General features: G+C 71.3%; 17 protein-coding genes. 5 read left to right on the forward strand and 12 right to left on the reverse strand.

From position 1 onward, the window contains the following. The 3 genes from JW613_RS32210 to JW613_RS32220 all read right to left on the reverse strand — a co-directional run bounded on the left by JW613_RS32210 (position 1) and on the right by JW613_RS32220 (position 5070). Positions 1–3447: an AfsR/SARP family transcriptional regulator gene (locus JW613_RS32210; RefSeq protein WP_209214397.1), complete on the reverse strand. Its 3447-nt coding sequence runs from the start codon at positions 3445–3447 to the stop codon at positions 1–3. Positions 3448–3637: 190 nt separating this feature from the next. Next, complete coding sequence (locus JW613_RS32215) at positions 3638–3991, reverse strand: hypothetical protein (RefSeq protein WP_245226643.1); 354 nt, start codon at positions 3989–3991, stop codon at positions 3638–3640. 140 nt (positions 3992–4131) lie between these two features. Further along, positions 4132–5070 carry a LysR family transcriptional regulator gene (locus JW613_RS32220; RefSeq protein ID WP_099880231.1) on the reverse strand — a complete coding sequence of 313 codons (939 nt, stop codon included), beginning with the start codon at positions 5068–5070 and terminating at the stop codon, positions 4132–4134. A gap of 123 nt (positions 5071–5193) precedes the next feature. Here JW613_RS32220 and JW613_RS32225 point away from each other — a divergent pair, with 123 nt between their 5' ends. Together JW613_RS32225 and JW613_RS32230 are read left to right on the forward strand one after the other, a co-directional pair. After that, a complete protein-coding gene (locus tag JW613_RS32225; RefSeq protein WP_209214423.1) occupies positions 5194–6174 on the forward strand; it encodes an EamA family transporter in 981 nt (326 codons plus the stop codon). Positions 6175–6299: 125 nt separating this feature from the next. Next, the gene (locus JW613_RS32230; protein WP_209214398.1) at positions 6300–7097 is read left to right on the forward strand and encodes a site-2 protease family protein; all 798 of its coding nucleotides are present in this window, start codon (positions 6300–6302) and stop codon (positions 7095–7097) included. A gap of 53 nt (positions 7098–7150) precedes the next feature. Here JW613_RS32230 and JW613_RS32235 read toward each other — a convergent pair whose 3' ends face one another. From JW613_RS32235 to JW613_RS32275, 9 genes are all read right to left on the reverse strand, one after another. Further along, positions 7151–7345 carry a hypothetical protein gene (locus JW613_RS32235; protein ID WP_209214399.1) on the reverse strand — a complete coding sequence of 65 codons (195 nt, stop codon included), beginning with the start codon at positions 7343–7345 and terminating at the stop codon, positions 7151–7153. Positions 7346–7407: 62 nt separating this feature from the next. Then, positions 7408–8913 (reverse strand): MFS transporter, encoded by a 1506-nt coding sequence (locus JW613_RS32240; RefSeq protein WP_209214400.1) that lies wholly within the window; start codon positions 8911–8913, stop codon positions 7408–7410. 189 nt (positions 8914–9102) lie between these two features. Further along, complete coding sequence (locus JW613_RS32245) at positions 9103–9774, reverse strand: hypothetical protein (RefSeq protein WP_209214401.1); 672 nt, start codon at positions 9772–9774, stop codon at positions 9103–9105. 26 nt (positions 9775–9800) lie between these two features. Next, complete coding sequence (gene npdG / locus JW613_RS32250; RefSeq protein ID WP_209214402.1) at positions 9801–10514, reverse strand: NADPH-dependent F420 reductase; 714 nt, start codon at positions 10512–10514, stop codon at positions 9801–9803. A gap of 111 nt (positions 10515–10625) precedes the next feature. Continuing rightward, complete coding sequence (locus JW613_RS32255; RefSeq protein ID WP_209214403.1) at positions 10626–11156, reverse strand: hypothetical protein; 531 nt, start codon at positions 11154–11156, stop codon at positions 10626–10628. Between the two features lie 80 nt (positions 11157–11236). After that, on the reverse strand, positions 11237–13639 hold the full coding sequence (locus JW613_RS32260; protein WP_209214404.1) for a DUF6571 family protein: 2403 nt from the start codon (positions 13637–13639) through the stop codon (positions 11237–11239). A gap of 13 nt (positions 13640–13652) precedes the next feature. Continuing rightward, the gene (locus JW613_RS32265) at positions 13653–13994 is read right to left on the reverse strand and encodes a hypothetical protein (protein WP_209214405.1); all 342 of its coding nucleotides are present in this window, start codon (positions 13992–13994) and stop codon (positions 13653–13655) included. 271 nt (positions 13995–14265) lie between these two features. Next, the gene (locus JW613_RS32270; protein WP_209214406.1) at positions 14266–15069 is read right to left on the reverse strand and encodes a TrmH family RNA methyltransferase; all 804 of its coding nucleotides are present in this window, start codon (positions 15067–15069) and stop codon (positions 14266–14268) included. Between the two features lie 30 nt (positions 15070–15099). Next, positions 15100–16203 carry a sialidase family protein gene (locus tag JW613_RS32275; RefSeq protein ID WP_209214407.1) on the reverse strand — a complete coding sequence of 368 codons (1104 nt, stop codon included), beginning with the start codon at positions 16201–16203 and terminating at the stop codon, positions 15100–15102. Between the two features lie 380 nt (positions 16204–16583). On the opposite strand from JW613_RS32275, the gene JW613_RS32280 reads away from it, so the two are divergent. The 3 genes from JW613_RS32280 to JW613_RS32290 all read left to right on the forward strand — a co-directional run bounded on the left by JW613_RS32280 (position 16584) and on the right by JW613_RS32290 (position 20097). Next, complete coding sequence (locus JW613_RS32280; RefSeq protein ID WP_099880246.1) at positions 16584–16790, forward strand: hypothetical protein; 207 nt, start codon at positions 16584–16586, stop codon at positions 16788–16790. Positions 16791–17002: 212 nt separating this feature from the next. After that, positions 17003–17809, forward strand: coding sequence for a biotin/lipoyl-containing protein (locus tag JW613_RS32285; RefSeq protein WP_209214408.1), 807 nt, complete (start codon positions 17003–17005; stop codon positions 17807–17809). 170 nt (positions 17810–17979) lie between these two features. Then, a complete protein-coding gene (locus JW613_RS32290; RefSeq protein ID WP_245226655.1) occupies positions 17980–20097 on the forward strand; it encodes an NHLP family bacteriocin export ABC transporter peptidase/permease/ATPase subunit in 2118 nt (705 codons plus the stop codon). Positions 20098–20100: the final 3 nt, after the last annotated feature.

The raw sequence follows: 20100 nt of genomic DNA on the forward strand, positions 1-20100 counted from the left end.
TCAGGTGCCACACACCAGGGCGACGGCCTCCTCGACGGAGAGGCCGTTGCCCGAGGCGTGCGCACGCGCATACTCCTCCTCGGACAGCACTTCCCGCACAGCCGCCTCGGCGGCCTCCCGCGACTCGCGCTCGACGGGGTGCGGGAAGTGCCCTTCCGGCAGTTTCGACAGCCCGTCGTAGGCGCCCACCAGCCGCCCGGCCTCCGTACCGCGCCCGAGCATGGCCAGGGCCCGTGCCGCGGTCAGCAGCTGGCTGAGCGTCAGATGCGGGGCGACGGCCTCCGCCATCACATCGCGGGTCTTGAGGATGGATCCCCGGAGCTTGGCCAGCGCCTCCTCGGGCCGGTCGTCGGCGACATGGGTCCAGGCCGCGATGCCCGCGATCATCCCCGCGAACAGCTGCGGCACCCGGGCGGCGAAATCCTCCTCCAGCGGCGCCAGCAGCTCCCTCGCCCGCCGGGGCTGCCCCTGCCGGGTGAGATGGACGGCGTACTGCACGGCGGCGAAGTTGGGGCCGTCCCCTCCGATGTGGTCGGCCTCCTCCATCGCCTCCCGCATCAACCGCTCGCCCTCGGCGGCGAGTTCGGGGCTGTCCAGCTCCACCAGCACCGAGCCGAGCCGCGACTTGAGCTGGGGCACCTGGCTGTGTGCGCCGAGCTGCTCGGCCCGTGCGATGGCCAGCCGGCAGTCCTCGGCGGCGCGGGCGAACTCCCCGCGCGCCGTGAGCGCCTCCGCGCGGCTCGACAGCGCCTCCGCCTCTCCCCAGGCGTCCCCGATCCTGCGGAAGATCTCCAGGCTCTCCGCCGCGTCCGCCTCCGACTGCTCCCAGGTGGCGGGGTGGTCGCTGGTCAGCTTGGACTGCAGCTGCAGGGCGAAGGCCAGCTCCCATTCGAGGCCCAGCTCGCGACAGCCGGCCACGAAAGCGCCGGACAGCTCGGCGAGCTTGCCGTACTCGCCGGTCATCATCCACGCGAAGAACCACATACAGCCGGGAATCCGGCACACCTGCGGCATCCCCGGGGTGTAGGCCCGGGTGATGTTGCGCAGTTCGGCCTGCCGTTCGGGGCTCTCCAGCCTGTTGACCCCCTCCTCGGCGTCGGTCAGCACCATCAGCCGCACCCCGCGCCGGGCCTCCCACAGCTGCTCCTCGCTCATCGGCGGCGGTGTGGCGGTGCACGGCTCGTACAGCGGCGGCGCGGGGCGCAGCGGCGAGGCGAAGGGGTCGGGGCCGAGGGCGAGGGCGGCCTCGCTCCAGTGGCGCGAGTCGGCGCGGTGGCCGCGCAGCTGCCAGAACCAGGTCATCGACAGGATCAGGCACAGCGCCTCGTGCTCGTCGCGCGCGGCGATGGCCCGGCGCAGCGCGGTGCGGATGTTGTCGTGCTCGCGCTCCAGCCTGTCCAGCCACTCCACCTGCTGGGGCCCGCGCAGCAGCGGGTCGGCGGTGCGGGCCAGTTCGCGGTAGACGATCAGATGGCGGCGCTCGGCGTGCTCCCGCTCGCCGGGCACCGCGTCCAGCTTCTCGGCGGCGTATTCGGCGACGGTCTCCAGCAGCCGGTAGCGCATACCCGCCGTGCCCTCCCCGGGCACGGCCACCACCAGCGACTTGTCGACGAGGGAACTCAGCAGCGCGGCAGCGTCCCCGGCGTCCCCGGCGTCCCCGGCGTCCCCGTCCGGCCCCTCGACGAGATCGGCGCACACCTCCTCCGCCTGCTCCAGCTCGCAGCCGCCCGTGAAGACCGCCAGCCGCCGCAGCACGGCACGCTCCGCCTCATCCAGCAGCTCCCAGGACCAGTCGACCACCGCGCGCAGCGTCTGCTGACGGGGCAGCACCGTACGGTTGCCGCTGGTCAGCAGCCGGAACCGGTGGTCGAGACGGCGGGCGAGCTGGCCGGGGGTGAGGGAGCGCAGCCGGGCCGCCGCCAACTCGATCGCCAGCGGCAGCCCGTCGAGCCGACGGCAGATCTCCGCGCAGGCCTCCGGATCGTCCTCGACGCGGAACCCGGGACGCGCCGAGGCGCCCCGCTCGGCGAGCAGCCGGAGCGCCACCGGGTCGGGCAGCGGCTCGACGGGACGTACGAACTCACCCGGTACGCCGAGGGGTTCGCGGCTGGTCGCCAGGACGGTGACGCCCGGACACTCCACCAGCAGCGTCTCCACCACCCGCGCCGCCGCGTCCAGGAGGTGTTCGCAGTTGTCCAGCACCAGCAGCATCCGGCGGGCCGCGCAGCGCTCGGCGAGCTGGGTGAGAGGGTCGCCGACAGTGGGGTCGGTCGCCGCCCGCAGCCCCTCGGCGGTGGTACCGGTCAGCACCGTCTCGCGGCCACCGAGCGCGGTGAGCACGGCCTCGGCCGTCGCGCCCTGGTCGTGCGGGTCGCGCACGGCGGCGAGTTCGGTCACCCACACGCCGTCCGCCCACTCCTCGCTCCGCCCGGTGTGCGCCCGGGCGGCCGCCTCCAGCGACAGCCGGGTCTTGCCCGCTCCGCCGGGCCCGGTGAGCGTCACCAGCCGCGCCGAACCGAGCTCCTGGCACAGCGCCTCGATCTCGCCCTCGCGCCCCACGAACGAGGTCAGCCGGGCACGCAGATTGCCCACGGCCCGCCGGGGCACGGTCCGCGGCGCGGAGGGGCCGACAGGTGCGGAAGGACCGACAGGTGCGGCGGACTCGGCGGGTACGGCTGGTTCGGCGGGTACTGCGGGGTCGGCGGGTTCGGCGGCCAGCAGTTCGGCGTGCAGGGCGCGCAGTTCGGCGCCGGGGTCGGCGCCGAGCCGGTCGGCGAGACGGGCTCTGACCGTCTCGTACGCGGCCAGCGCCTCGGCGGTGCGGCCGGCGTCGCGCAGGGCACGCAGCAGCAGGGCCTGGAGCGGCTCGTGCAGCGGGTGCTCGGCGGCCAGCTGACGCGCCGTGGGCAGTACGGCCTCCGCCCGGCCGAGCGCGAGTGCCGCCTCGGCCCGGTGGCGGCGCGCGGCCAGTGCGCGGTCGGCGGCGCGGACCCCTGCGGACCCTCCCCCGTCGGGCAGATCGGCCAGCGCGGGGCCGCGCCACAGCGCGAGGGCGTCGTCGAGCAGGCCGACGGCCTTGGCGGGGTCCCCGTCCGCGAGGGCGTCCGCGCCCTCGGAGGCCAGTCGCTCGAAGCGGTACAGGTCGATGTCGTCGCGCGCCGTCACCAGTCGGTAGCCGCCCTCGACGGAGTCGACCGCCTCCCGCCCCAACGATCTTCGCAACCGCCCGACGAGCGCCTGGAGCGCCGCCGTCTCGTCGGCGGGCGGGTCCTCGTGCTCCGACCAGACGGCGGCCACGAGCTCACCGGTGTGCACGGCGCGGCCTCCCGCGAGGGCGAGCGCGGTCAGCAGGGCGCGCAGCCTCGCTCCGCCGACCGGCACGGTGGTGCCGTCCTCGCGGAGGACCTGCGTGGTGCCCAGAACGCGGTAGAGGTAACGCACCCCCACATACTGCCACCGGCCTCCTTCGGCCCCGTCGGCAGACGGCTCGTCCCGGCGGCTTCCGGGCGCCGACCCGAGCACGGCGTCGCGGCGAGGGCGCCATGGGGAGGGCGTCGGTCGTCCGGCGCGGAACGCGACGGCGGGCCGGGTCCACGGCTGTCCGTGTCCCCGGCCCGCCGGGCGGGCGCGCCCCGGGTCAGGCCCGGCGGCAGTCCTTGCCGCGCACCCACTTGGGAACGTTGGCGTAGCCGGAGTTGCCCTGCCTGTTGACGCAGACCACCTTGTGGTGGCCCTTGCGGGTCTCGATGGTGAACGTGCCGCGGATGGTGCCGTGGCGCGGCGCGTTGATGGCACGGCACCGGCTGCTGCCGACCGCGGCGTGGTGGTCACGCTCCAGCCGGTCGCAGACGTAGCCGCGCTTGTGGTGCTGGCCGCCGCCAGGTCCGTCACCGGCGACCGCCGCCACCGGGGCCATGCCCACCATGGCGGTCGCCATCGCTGCCACCACCGTCAGAGCCCGTGCGCGGCGGGTTGTTGCCGACTTCCTCATACTGCTGTCCTTTCGCTTTCCCTGTCTGCTCCGCCCCCATCGGCGGGACTTCGGGGGATGTGCAGTCGCACACGCTCAGCAGAGCAGCCACATCGGCCTCCGGCGCAGAACAACAAGGCAAGGTCACCCGTTGGGCGAGTTCACACCACCCTGTCGGTGGCATTCGCAGCGTTACGGGAGGGACCGGCGCCCGCGGCCTCGCGCAGGGCGCGCAGCGTCGCCCTGACCGCCGGGCGGCGCAGGAGGCAGTCGCGGGTGACGGCGAACAGGCGGCGCGTGGGTACCGGTTCCAGCGCACGCAGCACCACCCCGTCGGGCAGCGGACCCCGGCCCAGCCTGGGCAGCAGGGCGATGCCCAGGCCCGCCGCCACGAGGGCGGTCTGGGTCTGGAACTCGGCGACGTAGTAGGCGACGTCCGGCTCCTGGCCCGCGGTGCGCAGCGTGGTGTGCAGCCAGTCGTGACAGACCGTGCCGGGCGGCTGACACACCCAGCGCCGACCGGCCAGATCCGCCGTCTCCAGCGTGTCGAGGGCGGCGAGCGGGTGTCCGGCGGGCACCAGCACCTCGCAGTGGTCCTCGCCCAGCGGAACGCTGCACACCCCCTCGGGTGCGGGCATCGGGGCGATGTCCCAGTCGTGGGCGAGGGCCAGATCGATCTCCCCCCTGGCCACCAGGCCCACCGACAGATGCGGGTCGACCTCCGACATCCGAAGGTCCAGTTGCGGATGGTCGGCGGCGAGTTGGGCCAGCACGCGGGGCATCAGACCGCGGGCGCCGCTGGGGAAGGCGGCGAGCCGCAACCGGCCGGCCGGGCGGCCCTTGCGCTCCTCCAGCGCGACCTCGGCCTGCTCGGCGAGGCTGAGCATCTCCTGCGCCGTACGGACGAGCATCAGCGCGTCATCCGTGAGAGCGATACCGCGCCCCTGCCGCTGGAGCAGGGTGGTGCCGGTCTCCCGCTCCAGCTTGGCGATCTGCTGGGAGACGGCGGAGGGGGTGTAGCCGAGCGCCTGCGCGGCGCCGCCCACCGAGCCGTGCAGCTGGACGGCGTGCAGGGCACGCAGCCTGGACAGGTCGAGCATGCTGTGCGGACCTCCCGCCCGGCGGGCGCTCTCGGTATCGACTCTTCAGTATTGCTGAATCCATCATGCACGAATCCGTGCTGGTGCTGAACAGTACGACCGGCGACGATCAACGGCATGCGTCTGCGCCCTGTCCACTTCGCCCTCGCCGTGCTCGTCGCCGCCGTCTGGGGCGTCAACTTCGTCGTCATAGAGGTCGGGTTGCGGCACTTCCCGCCGCTGCTCTTCTCCGCGCTGCGCTTCCTCGTCGCGGCCCTTCCCGCCGTCTTCCTCGTCCGCCGCCCCCGCGTGGCGCTGCGCTGGATCGTGGCGGTCGGACTGGCGCTGGGCGTGGCGAAGTTCGGGCTGCTGTTCATCGGCATGCGGGAGGGGATGCCGGCCGGGCTCTCCTCGCTCGTCCTGCAGGTGCAGGCGGTCTTCACCGCCGTCTTCGCCGCCGCCACGCTGGGCGAACGGCTCGGAAGGGTGCGGCTGACCGGTATGGCGGTGGCGCTGACCGGAATAGCGGTCGCCGCCGTCGGCCAGGGCGCCTCCGGGCCGCTGGGCGCGTTCCTCCTCGTCGTCGCCGCCGCCGCTGCCTGGGGCGTCTCCAACGTGCTGACCCGCAAGGCCGCGCCGCCCGACGCGCTGTCGTGGATGGTGTGGGTCAGCCTGGTTCCGCCGCTGCCGCTGATCGTGCTCTCCCTGCTGTTCGAGGGGCCGGCCGCCGACCTGGCCGCGCTCCGCTCCCTCGACCTGAGCGGACTGGGCGCCGTCTGCTTCGTCGCCTGGGTCGCCACCTTGTTCGGCTTCGGCGCCTGGGGCTTTCTGCTGCGCCGCTACGACGCCTCCGCCGTGGCGCCCTTCTCGCTGCTGGTACCGGTCTTCGGCATGACCTCGGCCGCGCTGCTGCTCGACGAGGGCATCACCGCACCGGACGCCCTCGCCGCCGCGCTGCTGATCGGGGGCGTCACGCTGGTCTCCCTGGCCCGAGGGCGCGGCACCGCGACGGAACCGGCGGCCGACGCGGCGGCGGAGCCCACCGGGACGGTGCAGCGGGCCGGGGCCGGCTCGCGGGCCGCCGGCGCCGGCTCGCAGACCGCCCGGGCCGGCTCGCGGGGCTGACGACGGCGGAGGCCGCTGCGGGTCCGGCGGCACGGTACCGGACCCGCCGACGCCCCGCGGGCCAACGTCCCACGGCGTGCGCCGGGTTCGCCGGGCGCGGCCTGCTGCCGGTACGGTCTGACCCCATGACCAGCGCAGCCACCCACCCGGACCACCACCGGATCAGCCCGGTCTTCCTCGGACTCGTCGCGATCATGGCGGTGTCCGGCTGGGGCGTGTGGGCGGGCTGGGCCGAGGTGACGGGCGTCGCCGTGTTCTTCTTCGTCGTCTCCGGCTGGATCGTCTCGCTGTGCCTGCACGAGTACGCGCACGCGCGGTCCGCACTCGGCGCCGGGGACGTGTCGGTGGGCGCGAAGGGCTATCTGACGCTGAACCCCCTGCACTACACCCACGCGATGCTCAGCATCGTGCTGCCGGTCCTCTTCGTCGTCCTCGGCGGCATCGGACTGCCGGGCGGGGCCGTCTACATCGAACGCGGCCGGATCAGCGGCCGCTGGAAGCACAGCGTGATCTCGGCGGCGGGACCGCTGACGAACGCGCTGTTCGCGGCCGTGCTCACGGCGCCGTTCTGGCTCGACGCGATGGGGAACGTGCCCATCGCCTTCCGCTGCGCACTCGCCTTCCTCGCGCTGCTCCAGGTGACGGCCGCGCTGCTGAACCTGCTGCCCGTGCCGGGGCTCGACGGGTTCGGGATCATCGAGCCCTGGCTGTCGCCACGCGCCCGGCAGCAGGCGGAGCCCTTCGCTCCGTTCGGGCTGCTGATCGTCTTCGGCTGTCTGTGGATTCCGCAGGTCAACGAGGTCTTCTGGGACTTCGTCGACGCCCTGCTGCGCGGCATGAACGTCTCCGAAGCCGAGACCTATCTCGGTCTCGAATACTTCCGCTTCTGGGAGGGCGAACCCCAGAACGTGCTGGTGCCGTAGACGGCACGTGCCGGTGCCGTGGGCGGGAGGCCGCCAGGCGCCGGACCGTTCGGCTAGTCGGCGGCCCGGGCCGTACGGCGGTGGTAGTACCAGGCCATGTTCGAGGTCAGGCCCGCCAGCAGGACCCAGACGACGCCGAGCCAGCTGCCCTTCGCGAAGGACACCACGGCCGCCACGACGGCCAGGACACAGATGACGGTCGCGTAGAGGGCGAGGCCCTTGGGGACGCGGCGGGTGGGGGCTGACATGGCTCGGTCTCCAACGAGAGGGGCGGTGCACGGGTGCACAGGCGTGCACCCGCCATTGTCCCTCACGCCTGACGGCGAGCCGCATCGCGGGCCGCGTCCCGGGCGTCGCGGCGCCCGAACAGGATGTCGACGACGGCCACCACCAGCGCACCAGCGACGAAGCACACCGCGGTGAGCAGCCCGTAGTCCAGCGCGGTCGCCCAGTCGTGGCTGCTGGCCAGCCAGGCGAAGAAGACGGCCCCCACGGCGGCGATCCCGGCGGCGGAACCGATCCGCTGGCCGGTCTGGATCACGCCCCCGGCGGCGCCACCCTGCGCGACGGGCACCGAGCGCAGCGCGAGGGTCTGGTTGGGGGAGATGACCAGCCCGGAGCCGAGGCCGGCGCAGAGCATCGGCCCGATCAGCGCCCAGCCCACACTGCTGTTCTGCACCTCGTGCACCGTCAGCGCCGCCCCGGCGAGACCGATCAGGACGAGCACCAGGCCGAGAGCGATCAGCGGGCGGCCCACACGGGTGATGAACCGGCCGCCGACAGCCGCGGAGACCGCCGAGCCGATGGCGAAGGGCGTCAGCGTCAGTCCGGCCTGCAGGGCGCTGTAGCGCATCCCGTTCTGCAGGAAGAGGGTGAAGATGAAGAAGATCGTGGTGAACCCGGCGAAGTACACCAACCCCAGCAGCGCCCCCAGCGAGTACGAGCGGTCCTGGAAGAGGCGCAGGTTGACCAGAGGCTCCTTGCCGCGCCGCAGATAGACCCGCTCCCACCACACGAAGGAGCAGATCAGCAGCACACCCAGCGGCTCCAGCAGCCACTTGCCCTGCCCATGCCACTGGCGTTCCTCCACCAGCGGCAGCATCACCGCGATCACCCCCGCCCCCAGCAGCAGTACACCGAGCGGGTCCAGGCTGTGGCGGTGCTCGGTGTCGCGCTCCGCGCAGGCGCGGGGCACCAGGCGCAGGGCCAGGAGGAAGGCGATGATGCCGATGGGCAGGTTGACGAAGAACACCCAGCGCCACCCCTCGGCGGCGCCGAAGACCTGGATGAGCAGCCCGCCCAGCAACGGGCCGATCGCGGTCGACAGGCCGATGGTGGAGCCGAGCATCCCGAAGGCCTTGCCGCGCTCGGCGCCGCGGAACAGCTGCTGGATCATCCCGGAGATCTGCGGCATCAGCAGCCCGCCGCCCACGCCCTGCAGCAGCCGGGCCCCCACCAGCCACCCGGCGCCCTGTGCGAATCCGCAGGCCATGGAGGCGACGGTGAACAGGATCAGCCCGGCGAAGAAGGCGGTGCGCCTGCCCAGCGCGTCCCCGATCCGGCCGGAAGGCACGAGCACGAGACCGAAGGTGAGGGCGTAACCGGAGACCACCCAGGAGAGTGCCGACTCCGAGGCGCCCAGCCCCTTCTCGATGGCGGGCAGCGCGACGTTCACGATCGAGACGTCCAGCAGGGACATGAAGCCGACGAGCAGACACACCGACAGCGCCTTCCAGCGCCGTGGATCCGGTGTGTAGTCCTGCTCGTCCGTGGTCGCCCCGGCCCGCCCGGCGGCGGGTGCGGGCTGCTGTGCCATCCGTGCCTCCTGGCGAGCGCGCCCGTGACCGGTCACCGCTCCACCCCATGATGGGCAGGGTGTGCGCGGCCCGCATGTCCGAAGGCTGGGTGCCCGGAGCAACGGCCGGCTACACGGCGCCGGAACTCTTCAGATTTGCGCCTGGATGCCCGGATACGCGGCAGTCCAAGGCGCCGTCGAGCGCGAGCGCTAACGCCGGGCCCGGTCCGCGAGCCGGGCGGCCAGATCCGTGACCTGGCCGCGCGTGAGCCGGGTGTCGCGGTCGCCGATGCTGACGACGAGGGCGACATCGCCCTCGCCGCTGACCGGCAACCGGACAGCGGCGACGTTCCCGCTGGGGGTGAGCAGCGGCTCACCGCGCTTCGTTTGCTGCGCCCGGTCCGCGTAGCCGAGCAGATCGTCCATCGGGAGCCGGGCGTCGTGCTGGATCTGGGGAAGCAGCACATTGACGGCATGGCCCTTGCGGACACCGATCGTGAACAGGTGGAGCCGCTCCTTGCCGAGGCGGTAGCCGCAGTCGACCAGCGCACCGTCCGACCGGGCCAGCGGCGAGTCCGCGCCGTCGGGCAGCTCACCCTCGACGGAGCCGGGCGTGACGGCACCCTTCGCCCCGGCGGCGTGCGCCGCCTCGGCCACGTCGTAGCGCACGGGACAGTCGGTGCCCGGCTTCGCAGCCATCCGCTCGACGGCGGCGACGCTCAACGGCGCGGACGTGTGCCGATTCCCCGCACCGTTCGCGCCACCCCCGTGCTCCGCACCGCTCCCGCTGTCGTCCCCGCCCCGCTGCGAGCAGCTGGCGAGCACCGCAGCGACCACGACGGCGACCGTCCAGCCGCCGCCGGGGATCTTCCGCTCCCCCACCGTCCCTACCTGCCGTTCGATGTTCCTCAGATGTCGGTGAGGCGGACGCCCGCGTGCGCCTTGTAACGCCGGTTGACGGAGATGAGGTTGGCGACCAGCGACTCCACCTGGTGCGCGTTGCGCAGCCGCCCGGCGAAGACGCCGCGCATCCCGGGGATGCGGGCTGCCAGCGCCTGCACGATCTCGCAGTCGGCGCGCACCTCGCCCAGCACCATCACATCCGTCTCGATCTCCTCGACCTCCGGGTCGGAGAGCAGCACCGCGGACAGGTGATGGAAGGCGGCCGTCACCCGCGACTCGGGCAGCAGCGCCGCGGCCTGCTCGGCCGCGCTGCCCTCCTCCGGCACCAGCGCGTAGGCGCCCTTCTTGTCGAAGCCGAGCGGATTGACGCAGTCCACGACGAGCTTCCCGGCCAGCTCCTCGCGCAGCGCCTCGATCGTCTTGGCGTGCCCCTCCCACGGGACGGCGACGATCACGATGTCGGACTCGCGGGCGCACTCGGCGTTGTCCGCGCCCCGCACCCCGTGCCCGATCTCCTCGGCCGCCTGCTGCGCCCGTTCGGCGGCACGGGACCCGATCGTGACGGACATCCCGCCCCGCGCGAGCCGATAAGCCAGCCCGCGCCCCTGGTCCCCGGTCCCCCCGAGCACCCCCACCCGCATCCCGGACACATCGGGCAGCTCCCAGGGGTCCTTCTTGGGCGCACTGGCATTGGCGGCGGAAGAGGCAGCAGAAGTCATACGCCGCATCCTGCCATCCGGCAGCCCCGGTGGCCGCTGCGTACGGCCGTGAAGGTGATCACTGTCCTCCGACCGGCCACCGGACGGCGGCGGGTCGGAAGAGGACGCCGATCACTTCCCGGTGCACGGCAGCTTCCTCACCACCTTGCTCATGACAGTCTGCGCAAGCTTCCCGAACACTTTGTGGGCCCGGTCCGGATCGTCGTTGAGAGGGGTGTCATTGGCATAGACATCGACGAGGAACCGGTTGTACTCCTTCTCAGGATCATCTTCGGCACGCGGACAATCGATGGCCGCAACGCCTCCCGCGGACCATGTCGCCACGTCGTAGCGGCCGGGGTATTTCTTGGGGGTGTCCCGGGTGTTGCGCTGCTCGATCGCCTCGGCCGGTGTACTGGCCGCCACTGTGTCATTCCGCTTCGCCCACCTGCCGACAACGGACACCTTGGGGTTACCGTCCACCAAATAGTCACAACCTTGCGACGCCGTACCGTTCCCCCACCTCCATAGCTTGTCCACCTCGATCTCTTTTCCTGGGCCGAACAGCGACGAGTAATATCGCTGAGGGATTTTCAGGCCGCAGAGGTCGTCGGGGACGGCGTAGTCCCGGCCGGGTGGAGAACTGCAGGAACTGAGCACCACGACAAGCAGCGCACCCGCCAACAGCCGCACAGGAACCGCGACAGTGCTGTGCAGCGGAGCGAAGCTCCTGCGCCTCAAGGTCAATTTTGCGGTCTCACGCTTCCGTGGGATCCGGCGGTGTGGGAACCGTCGGCAAATCCACTGAGCGTCCATTTGCGCGCACCATCCTTGACTGCCGCCAGTGTCTCTCCGTCCAGCCCGCGCTCCCTGCCGAACCTCCCGGCCCAGTCCTTTGAGAACTCAGCAGTCTCATGGCTGGCCTCGGTGTATTCGTAACGGGCGTCGTCCTGCGCATTCTGGGAAACCTGAGGAATATCCTTCTTGATCAACTTCATGATCGCTTCGTTTGCGCTCTCCTGCGCCCAACCCGCAGGCGTGGACAGGTGCGCACCCGGCCCCTGACTTCCTCCGATACTCCCGGTACCCAGACCGACGAACCGATTGACCCACTTGCTGGCGCCATCCGCTTTTTCGTTGAAGTCTCGGGCCTTTGCCGTCTCATCCTGGTAAACGGCGTCAGCCTTCGCCTCGCTGAGAATCCCCGAGACGTATGATCCACCGGCGACCGCGTCTCCGGTGAGACTCTCGACGGTCCCTCTTTCGGTGCCCGGTTTGATGTCGTTGATCACTTGCTGCAAATGGTCGAGGGTGTACATCTGCTGAGACGTCTTGATGACTCCGTAAGCATGCGGATCCCGCGCCACCTTGTTCAGGTAACCTTCGAGAGCTCCGCTGTTGAAATCAGCTTCTGCCCCCTTGACCTTGTACTCGTCGTCGGCGGTCACATTCCGCTGTACGTCCGCCGGATAGTCGGCGATCATCTCACCAAGAGTGCCTCGCATGTCGGCGAAATCGCCGCCCTTGCTGAGGGGATGGGTCTCGTCGCCGTCGACGGGGGTGCCGAACACCCGCACGGCCTCTTCCATGACGCCGACGTTGGCCTCCGAATGCACCGGTAGCTTGCCGGAGGCCACCGCGTCGGGGAGACGGCCGGTGGCACCGGCTTTCAGGGCGGCTTCGAAGCCTTCCTTGGAGTGTTTGTCGAGTTCGTCATTTTTGTCGTAGACATCGACGTCGACGATCTTCCAGTCGCGGTCCCTGACGAGGTATTCGAGGCGGTCGTTCCTGTCGGATTCGCCGTCGGCCGGATCCGGGTCGGAGGCCGGGTCGAGGTAGCCGGCTGCGGTGTCCGGATCCTTGGACATGATGCGAAGGAGGCCGTCGTACGGATCGTTCTCGAAGCGGCGGCCTGCCATTTCCGGGAGGGCAGCAGCATCGGACCCCTTCTTGCCGAAGCCGCCGTGGTCCCAGATGCCGGGGTCCTTCTCCTCGGCAGCGCGGATGTCGTCACCGAGGTCGTACAACATCTGCGGGGAGTAGCCGTCGCCGTGCTTCATGAGGGTGACGAGGGACTGGTAGCCGCGGCCGTAGGCCGAGGTGCTGCCGATGCCGCCGGCCTCGCGCAGGTTGTACTTCCACTCCTCGGCGCCGGCCTTGCGCATCTCCTTGCGCCAGTCGTCGTAGAAGTCGCCTTCCTTGCTGCGGAGCCACGCGGCGTATTTCTTGCCGTACTCCGGGGAGCTCAGCTTGAGCTTCTTGCCGTGACCATCGCGGAAGACCGGCACATTGGTGGCCGTGGCCAGGGAGTCGGCCAACGATTTCTCCGTTCCCAGGTACAGGGAACGGTGATCCTTGTCCGTGCGGTAGGCGAGGGCGTTCAGTTTGTTCGTCGCATCGATCAGCCCCTGCGGGCCGAGCGAGTTGAGCATGGTGCGGCTGAACTGCTTGTCGTCGGCGTTCTCCCTGAGCATGGTGCGGAGCTCACGCCATTCCCCGGCGCTGAGACCGCCGCCGTCCTTCAGGGAATCGAGACGACTTGCCAGGTCCGCCGCTCGCTTCCCGGCGAAACTCTCAACGTCGCCGAGGGCCTTGCTATTGAATCCGCCGGTCTCGCCCTTGCCGTCCTTGTCCTTCGCAGCCGCCTTGAGCGCCAGCATGTTGTCGTAGTCGACGTCATCGACATGTGCGACCGCCTTCTGGATCCGGCGGTTCCATTTGCGTTCCGCGTCCATGCGGCTCGGGTCGCGCAGGGCGCCCTGTGCTTCCTCGTCCGTCATCTCGCTGGTGTCGAGGTTGCACTTACCGTACTCGTCGACCTTCATGCCGCCTTCGTTGATGGCCTGGTCACGGACCTTCTTCAGCTGCTCCCGGGCCTCGGTCAGGCGGCCGTGTGCGTCGTCCAGCAGCTCGGCGATCCGGAGCGCCTGGTGTTTCGCTGCGGACAGTTCGTGGAGTGTGATGCCCGACGACTTCCAGAAGGCGTCCGCGGACTCCCCCGCCCAGCCCTTGAGTTTGCTCCGCACGTGGTCGCGGTAGTTGTCCCGCAGCGTGCCGCAACGCTTGGCCATCGAGCGCCAGTTCTTGGCGGCCTCGGTGAGGGCGGAGAAGCGGGCGGTCATGATGTCGTGGTATGTCAGTTCCATGCGGCCCGCCTCCTCACAGATCGTTGAGCCGGCTGCTGCCGGCCGGGATCTGCAGGCTGTTGAAATCCCGGACCCGGTCCAGCTCCAGGTTCTGGAAGGAGGTCTTCGTCGCGTTGAGGGCGTGCATCTCGCCCCTGAGCCGATCAGCGGTCTTCTTCCACGCCGCTTCCCAGCGCTCCAGGCAGAAGTCGAGCCCTTTTCTGGTGTCCCAGCCCCGCAGCTCGCCCGGCGTGGTGTTACTGCTGCCGAAGACGCTGGTCGACGCCAGCACGGCTTGGCCACCCTCCTGTACCGCGGCCGGCCCCAGGTCGGTCTCGATATAGCGGGCGGCCTCCTTCTTGTCCGTCGGCGTCACCGACAGATCCGGGCCCTCTCCACCCTTGCCCCCGGGCGCGTGCGGTGCCCGGTTGAGTTGCACAGGTGCGGATGAACCCGCGTTGTTCCGCTCTTCCCCGAAGGACAAAGCCTTCCCCCCTGCATCCGGTGAACTCGATCCCCCGTGTTCTCCGCTTCAGCAGTCCGCCACTTCGCGAACGCGGACCGTGACAGAGCGAGTACTTTACCGGCCCCGGGGAGCGGGGGGTCAACCGGCTCCGATCGGGCCCTCCCTGTCCGCGAGTGGGCTGTCAGCGTCGTTGGCGGGCTGCCTCGTAGAGGGTGGCTGTGGCGGCGTTGGCGGCGTTGAGGGAGGAGGCGGCGCCGTGCATGGGGATGTGGACGGTGCGGTCGCAGCGTGCGCGCCAGGTGTTGCTCAGGCCGGTGGTCTCGTTGCCGACCAGCAGGAGGACGGGGCCGGTCAGGTCGGTGTCCCAGAGGGCGGACTCGCCGTGTTCGTCGGTGCCGATGACGGTGATGCCGCGGTCGGCCAGCCAGTCGTCCACCTCCTGGGGTGAGGGGACGCGAACGGTGGGGAGGGAGAAGAGGGAGCCGGTGGAGGCGCGGACGGACTTGGGGTCGTAGACGTCGGCGGCGTGGCCGGTGACGACCAGCCCGTCGGCGCCGAAGGCGTCGGCGGAGCGGATCAGGGTGCCCAGGTTGCCGGGGCTGGTGGGACGGTCGAAGAGGACGCCGAGGAAGGAGGGGCCGACTCGGATGCGGGCGAGGTCGTCGTCCGGCATCCGTACGACGGCGACCAACTCGGCGTCGCCCTCCGCGCGCTCGCTCAGTTCGGCGAGGAGTTCGGGTGCCATGGCGATCCGCTCGCCGGGCGCGGGCGAGTCGAGGAGTTCGCGGGCCCAGTTCGACAGCCGGCGGCCCTCGGCGTACAGCAGTGCGCTGGTCGGCCAGCCGTGCTCGACGGCCAGGGTGATCGGGCGTACGCCCTGGACCAGGAACTCCCCGGCACGCAGGCGTTTGGTGCGGTTGGTCAAAAGGGCGTGCCACTGCTGGAAGCGGGCGTTGCGCGTGGTGATCCGTGGGGCTCGCGGCATTCGGTCGAGAGTAGTCGAGGCCGGCGGTACTCAGCCGAGGTCGGTCACGGGGATGCGGCGGAAGGTGATCGTCTCGTAGGCGCCGGCGTCGCCCGTCTCGTAGAGCAGTCCCACGGTCTCCTCGTCCACCCGCACCAGGTCGGAGTAGGCGGCCCGCCGCTCGTCCACGGTGTGCGCCTCGCGCCAGGTGGCGCCGCCGTCCGTGCTGGCCCGTACGGACATCCGGTGCCGGGTGGCGGGGTCGGAGGGGGCGGAGAAGAGGAGGACGTCGGGGTCGCGGAGGTGGAGGACGGAGCCCTGGACGACGGGGGTGGTGAGCCGGGGTTGGGGGCTGAAGGGGGCGGTGAGGGTTTCGCCGCCGTCGGTGGAGCGGGCATCGGCGCGGTGCGCCGGGGCGTCCGAGTCGTTGCGGGTGTTGAAGTAGACGGTGCCGTCGGGGAGTTCGGCGGCGGTGGTCTCGTTGACGTTGACCCAGCCGTCGGGGTTGTCGTCGACGTAGCCGATCCGCCAGGTCGCGCCACCGTCGTCGCTGAGCAGGTCGTGGCCGCCGTTGTAGCGGCCCTCGGTGCCGTCGTCGCCGGGGGTGGTGGGCGGGGTGGAGTGGTTGGCGGGCACGAGGACGCGGCCGGAGCCGAGCTGGAGGGCGTGGCCGGGTGTGGTGGCGTACCAGCGCCAGTCCGCCTGCTTGGTGGTGGCGGTGATCTCGCGGGGCGCGCTCCAGGCCAGGCCCGCGTCCTCGCTGTGCTGGACCCACACACGGCGGCCTTCGGCGGCGCCGACCTCGCCGCGCCGGATGCGCTCCTCGGTGGCGTCGGCCGCGCTGCGGACGAAGACGAGGAGGACCCGGCCGTCGGCGAGGGTGACGGGGGCGGGGTTGCCCGCCGTGCCCTTGACGGGGTCGGTGCCGTCCTCGTCGCTGTAGCGGGCGGCGACGGACAGCGGGCCCCAGTGGCGGCCGCCGTCCGTGGAGCGCTTGAGGACGATGTCGATGGCTCCGCTGTCCTGGGCGGAGTCGACCCGCCCTTCGGCGAAGGCGAGGAGGGCGCCGTCGGGCGCGCGGACGACGGCGGGGATCCGGAAGCTGGCGTAGCCCTCGCTCCCGGCGCGGAACGGTACGGAACTCTCGTACGGCATCGAGCGATTCCCAACTGCCGGAGGTAGAACGTCCCTTGTCCTGGGGGGAACGGTAGGCAGCCCGCAGAGGGCCGTCAAGAACGAGCGGCGCGAGTGGGCGGCCCGAGCGGGCGGCACAAAGGAGACGGGGGTGTGCTGACTCTTCACCAGGCGGTGCACCATGTGGAGATCTTGAGACGAGTGGGCCCTCAAGTGGCGGACGGCTGCACCGGCGTGTTTCGCTCTTCGGGCAGTCGGGCGGAACGACCGCTACCGGTTCCGAATTCGTCCGGTTTTCCGGGTGTGCCTGTGCCCGACTGATGAGCGTCCCGATCGGCAATTTGCGTCGTCCGGGGCGAGTCCCCCTCATAAACCCGAAAGCAATGAAGGGAAGCGCATTCATGCGTCACCACATCGAGACCGCTGAGCTGGCCGACACCGAGCTGGACGCCGTTTCCGGCGGCCTGCTCCAGGAGACCGTCAGCGAGGCCGGCGCCACCGTCGGCGGCGTCGAGGGCCTGGTCGGCAACACCGTGAACGGTGTCAGCGCCAACGGTCTCCCGAGCGTCGGCGTCTCCCTCGGCGCCGGTGCCGACGCCCAGGCCTGAGCATTCGACAGGCCTTCAGGTGTCATTGACTGACACCTTTCCCGTGCCGCAGCGGAACCGCCTGCTTTTTGTCCGAGCGATTCCGCGGCCCGGGTAGGAGCCATAAGCCCCGGAACATTGTTCCGGGGCTTATGTGTTACGGTCATGCGCCGCTGTCGGCACAACGGTGACCGACTGCGGAAAAGCGTGAAGGAAAGGTAAGGAAAGGTGACGTGGAGTTCCGCCAAAAGGCGCTTGCCAAGCTGCAATCGCCCGAAGAACTCGACGTTCCGGTACGTTTCGCACGGCCGCAGGGCCTTCTCGTACTCGTCGTCACTCTTGTGGTGATGGCGGCGGGTTGCGCCTGGGCCGTCACCGGCACGGTCTCCTCCAAGCTCAACGCCGCCGGTGTCCTCACCCACACCGAGGGCAGCTATCTGCTGCAGAGCCCCGTCGCGGGCCAGGTGACCGCCGTGCACGCCGAGGCGGGGCAGCGGGTGGAGAAGGACGCGCCCGTGGTGAGCGTGCGCACGGAACGGGGCGTACGGGCAGTGCGCGCGGTGGCGCGCGGCCGGGTCACCTCCCTGGCGGCCGAGGTCGGCGCGGTGGTGACCACCGGGGCCGACGTGGCGACCGTCGAGCGCGTCAAGAGCGCCGACGACCCGCTGGTGGCGATGCTCTACATCCCCGCGGACAAGGGCGCGACGGTGCCGGTGGGCGCGAAGGTGGACCTGACCGTCGGCTCCGTGTCCTCGGACCGGTACGGGCTGCTGCGCGGCACGGTGCAGGCCGTCGGTCAGACGCCGCAGACCCGGCAGCAGATCAGCGGCTTCCTGGGAGACAAGGACTTGGCACAGCAGTTCACCCGCCAGGGCCGGCCCTTGGCCGTCGTCGTGCGGCTGAAGCGCTCGTCGGCCACCGAGTCCGGGTACGTGTGGTCCCGCGCCGGCGGCCCCCCGACCGCGCCCGACTCCGCGACGCCGGTGAGCGGCGCCGTCCACCTCGCCGCACAACGGCCCGTCGAGTGGCTGCTGCCGTGAGCGCACCACAGCAGCAGCGCCAGCCAGAACAGCGCCCGCGGGAGCAGCGGCAGCAATCCCGGCGACGGCACCGCGGCCGCCCCTCCCCCGCGCCCGAGCCCACCGCGCGCAGGGCGCAGGCAGCGCCCAAGCGCGGGCACAAGAGCGTGCGCACCCCGACCGTCCTGCAGATGGAGGCCGTCGAGTGCGGTGCCGCCGCGCTCGCCATGGTGCTGGGCCACTACGGGCGGCATGTGCCGCTGGAGGAGCTGCGGATCGCCTGCGGCGTCTCCCGGGACGGCTCCCGGGCGAGCAGCCTGCTGAAGGCAGCACGCGGCTACGGGCTGACCGCCAAGGGCATGCAGATGGAGCCCGCGGCGCTGGCCGAGGTGCGCGCGCCGGCCATCCTGTTCTGGGAGTTCAACCACTACGTCGTCTTCGACGGGCTGGGCCGCCGCTTCGGCCGCCGCGGGGTGCACATCAACGACCCGGCGCGCGGGCGCCGGTTCGTGCCCATGGAGGAGTTCGACACCTCGTTCACCGGTGTGGTGCTGACCTTCTCGCCGTCCGACAGCTTCCGGCGGGGCGGTCGCAAGCCGAGCGTCGCCGGCGCCCTGCCGGCACGGCTGCGCGGCACCTCGGGCGCGATGCTGGCGGCGCTGGTGGCCAGCTTCCTGCTGGTCGTGGTCGGGGCCTCGGTGCCCGCGCTGAGCCGCACCTACATCGACACCTTCGTCTTCGGCGGGCAGGACTCGCTGCTGGACGTGCTGTTCGCCGCCATGGGCGCCACCGTCGTGCTCACCGGCGTGCTGACCGCGCTCCAGCAGGGCAATCTGCTGCGCGCCCGGCTCATCTCCTCCACGCTCAGCAGCGCCCGGTTCCTGCGCCATCTGCTGCGGCTGCCCGTCACCTTCTTCGCACAGCGCAACCCGGCCGATCTCGTACAGCGCCTGCAGTCCAACGACACGGTGGCCGAGACGCTGGCCCGGGACCTGGCGGCGGCGGGTGTGGACGCGGTGGTCGTCGTCGGCTACGCGGTACTGCTGTGGACGTACGACCCGCAGCTCACCCTCGTGGGCGTGGGGATCGCGCTGCTGAACGTGGTGGCGATGCGGGTGGTGATCCGGCTGCGGGCCACCGGGACGCAGAAGCTGCGCGCCGACCGGGCCAAGCTCACCAACACCTCCTACAGCGGCCTCCAGCTCATCGAGACGATGAAGGCCACCGGCGGCGAGAACGGGTACTTCCGCCGCTGGGCGGGCCAGCACGCCACCACCCTCGACGTACAGCAGCGGCTGGGGATACCCAGCGCCGCGCTGGCCGTGGTCGCCCCGACGCTGGCCACCCTCAACAGCGCCCTCATCCTGCTGATCGGCGGTACGCGGGCGGTGGACGGCGCCATCACGGCGGGGCTGCTCGTGGCCTTCCAGGCGCTGGTCACCAGCTTCACCGCGCCGCTGACCCGGCTGAACTCGGTGGCGGGCCGCATCCAGGACTTCGCCGCGGACGTCGCCCGGCTCAAGGACGTGGAGGCCTTCCCCGCCGACCCGCTCTACACCCGGCCCGAGCCGCCGGCCAGCACCCGGCGGCTGGCCGGACACATCACGTTGGAGAACGTCACCTTCGGCTACAACCCGCTGGACAAGCCGCTGCTGACCGGCCTGTCGCTGGCCGTGGGCCCCGGTCAGCAGATCGCGCTGGTCGGCGGCTCCGGCAGCGGCAAGTCCACGGTCTCCCGGCTGCTGGCGGGCCTGTACACGCCGTGGGAGGGCGCCATCCACATCGACGGGCAGCGGCTGGAGGACCTGCCGCGCGGCGCGCTGGCCGCCTCGGTCTCCTTCGTCGACCAGGACGTGTTCCTCTTCGAGGGCACCGTGCGGGACAACGTGGCGCTGTGGGACCCGTCCATCCCCGACGACGCGGTCGAGGAGGCCCTGCGGGACGCGGAGCTGTACGAGGACGTCGCACGGCGTCCCGGCGGCCTCCACAGCCGCGTCGAGCAGGACGGCCGCAACTTCTCCGGCGGCCAGCGGCAGCGGCTGGAGATCGCCCGCGCCCTGGTACGGCGGCCCAGCATCCTCGTACTGGACGAGGTGACCAGCGCCCTGGACGCGGAGACCGAGGCGGTGATCATCGACAACATGCGGCGGCGCGGCTGCGCCTGCGTGGTGATCGCGCACCGGCTGAGCACCGTGCGGGACAGCGACGAGATCGTGGTGCTGGATCGCGGCACCGTCGTGGAGCGGGGACGGCACGAGCAACTGCTCGCCGCGCAGGGCCCGTACGCCCGCCTCGTCAAGGAGCACTGAGGT

The organism is Streptomyces smyrnaeus (assembly GCF_017676345.1).
GTDB lineage: Bacteria > Actinomycetota > Actinomycetes > Streptomycetales > Streptomycetaceae > Streptomyces > Streptomyces smyrnaeus.

Excerpts from the sequence above, each read along its gene's own strand:
- JW613_RS32215 (WP_245226643.1), bottom strand. The coding sequence starts at position 3,991 with ATGAGGAAGTCGGCAACAACCCGCCGCGCACGGGCTCTGACGGTGGTG.
- JW613_RS32220 (WP_099880231.1), bottom strand. The coding sequence starts at position 5,070 with ATGCTCGACCTGTCCAGGCTGCGTGCCCTGCACGCCGTCCAGCTGCAC.
- JW613_RS32230 (WP_209214398.1), top strand. The coding sequence starts at position 6,300 with ATGACCAGCGCAGCCACCCACCCGGACCACCACCGGATCAGCCCGGTC.
- JW613_RS32235 (WP_209214399.1), bottom strand. The coding sequence starts at position 7,345 with ATGTCAGCCCCCACCCGCCGCGTCCCCAAGGGCCTCGCCCTCTACGCG.
- JW613_RS32240 (WP_209214400.1), bottom strand. The coding sequence starts at position 8,913 with ATGGCACAGCAGCCCGCACCCGCCGCCGGGCGGGCCGGGGCGACCACG.
- npdG (WP_209214402.1), bottom strand. The coding sequence starts at position 10,514 with ATGACTTCTGCTGCCTCTTCCGCCGCCAATGCCAGTGCGCCCAAGAAG.
- JW613_RS32260 (WP_209214404.1), bottom strand. The coding sequence starts at position 13,639 with ATGGAACTGACATACCACGACATCATGACCGCCCGCTTCTCCGCCCTC.
- JW613_RS32270 (WP_209214406.1), bottom strand. The coding sequence starts at position 15,069 with ATGCCGCGAGCCCCACGGATCACCACGCGCAACGCCCGCTTCCAGCAG.
- JW613_RS32275 (WP_209214407.1), bottom strand. The coding sequence starts at position 16,203 with ATGCCGTACGAGAGTTCCGTACCGTTCCGCGCCGGGAGCGAGGGCTAC.
- JW613_RS32280 (WP_099880246.1), top strand. The coding sequence starts at position 16,584 with ATGCGTCACCACATCGAGACCGCTGAGCTGGCCGACACCGAGCTGGAC.
- JW613_RS32290 (WP_245226655.1), top strand. The coding sequence starts at position 17,980 with ATGGAGGCCGTCGAGTGCGGTGCCGCCGCGCTCGCCATGGTGCTGGGC.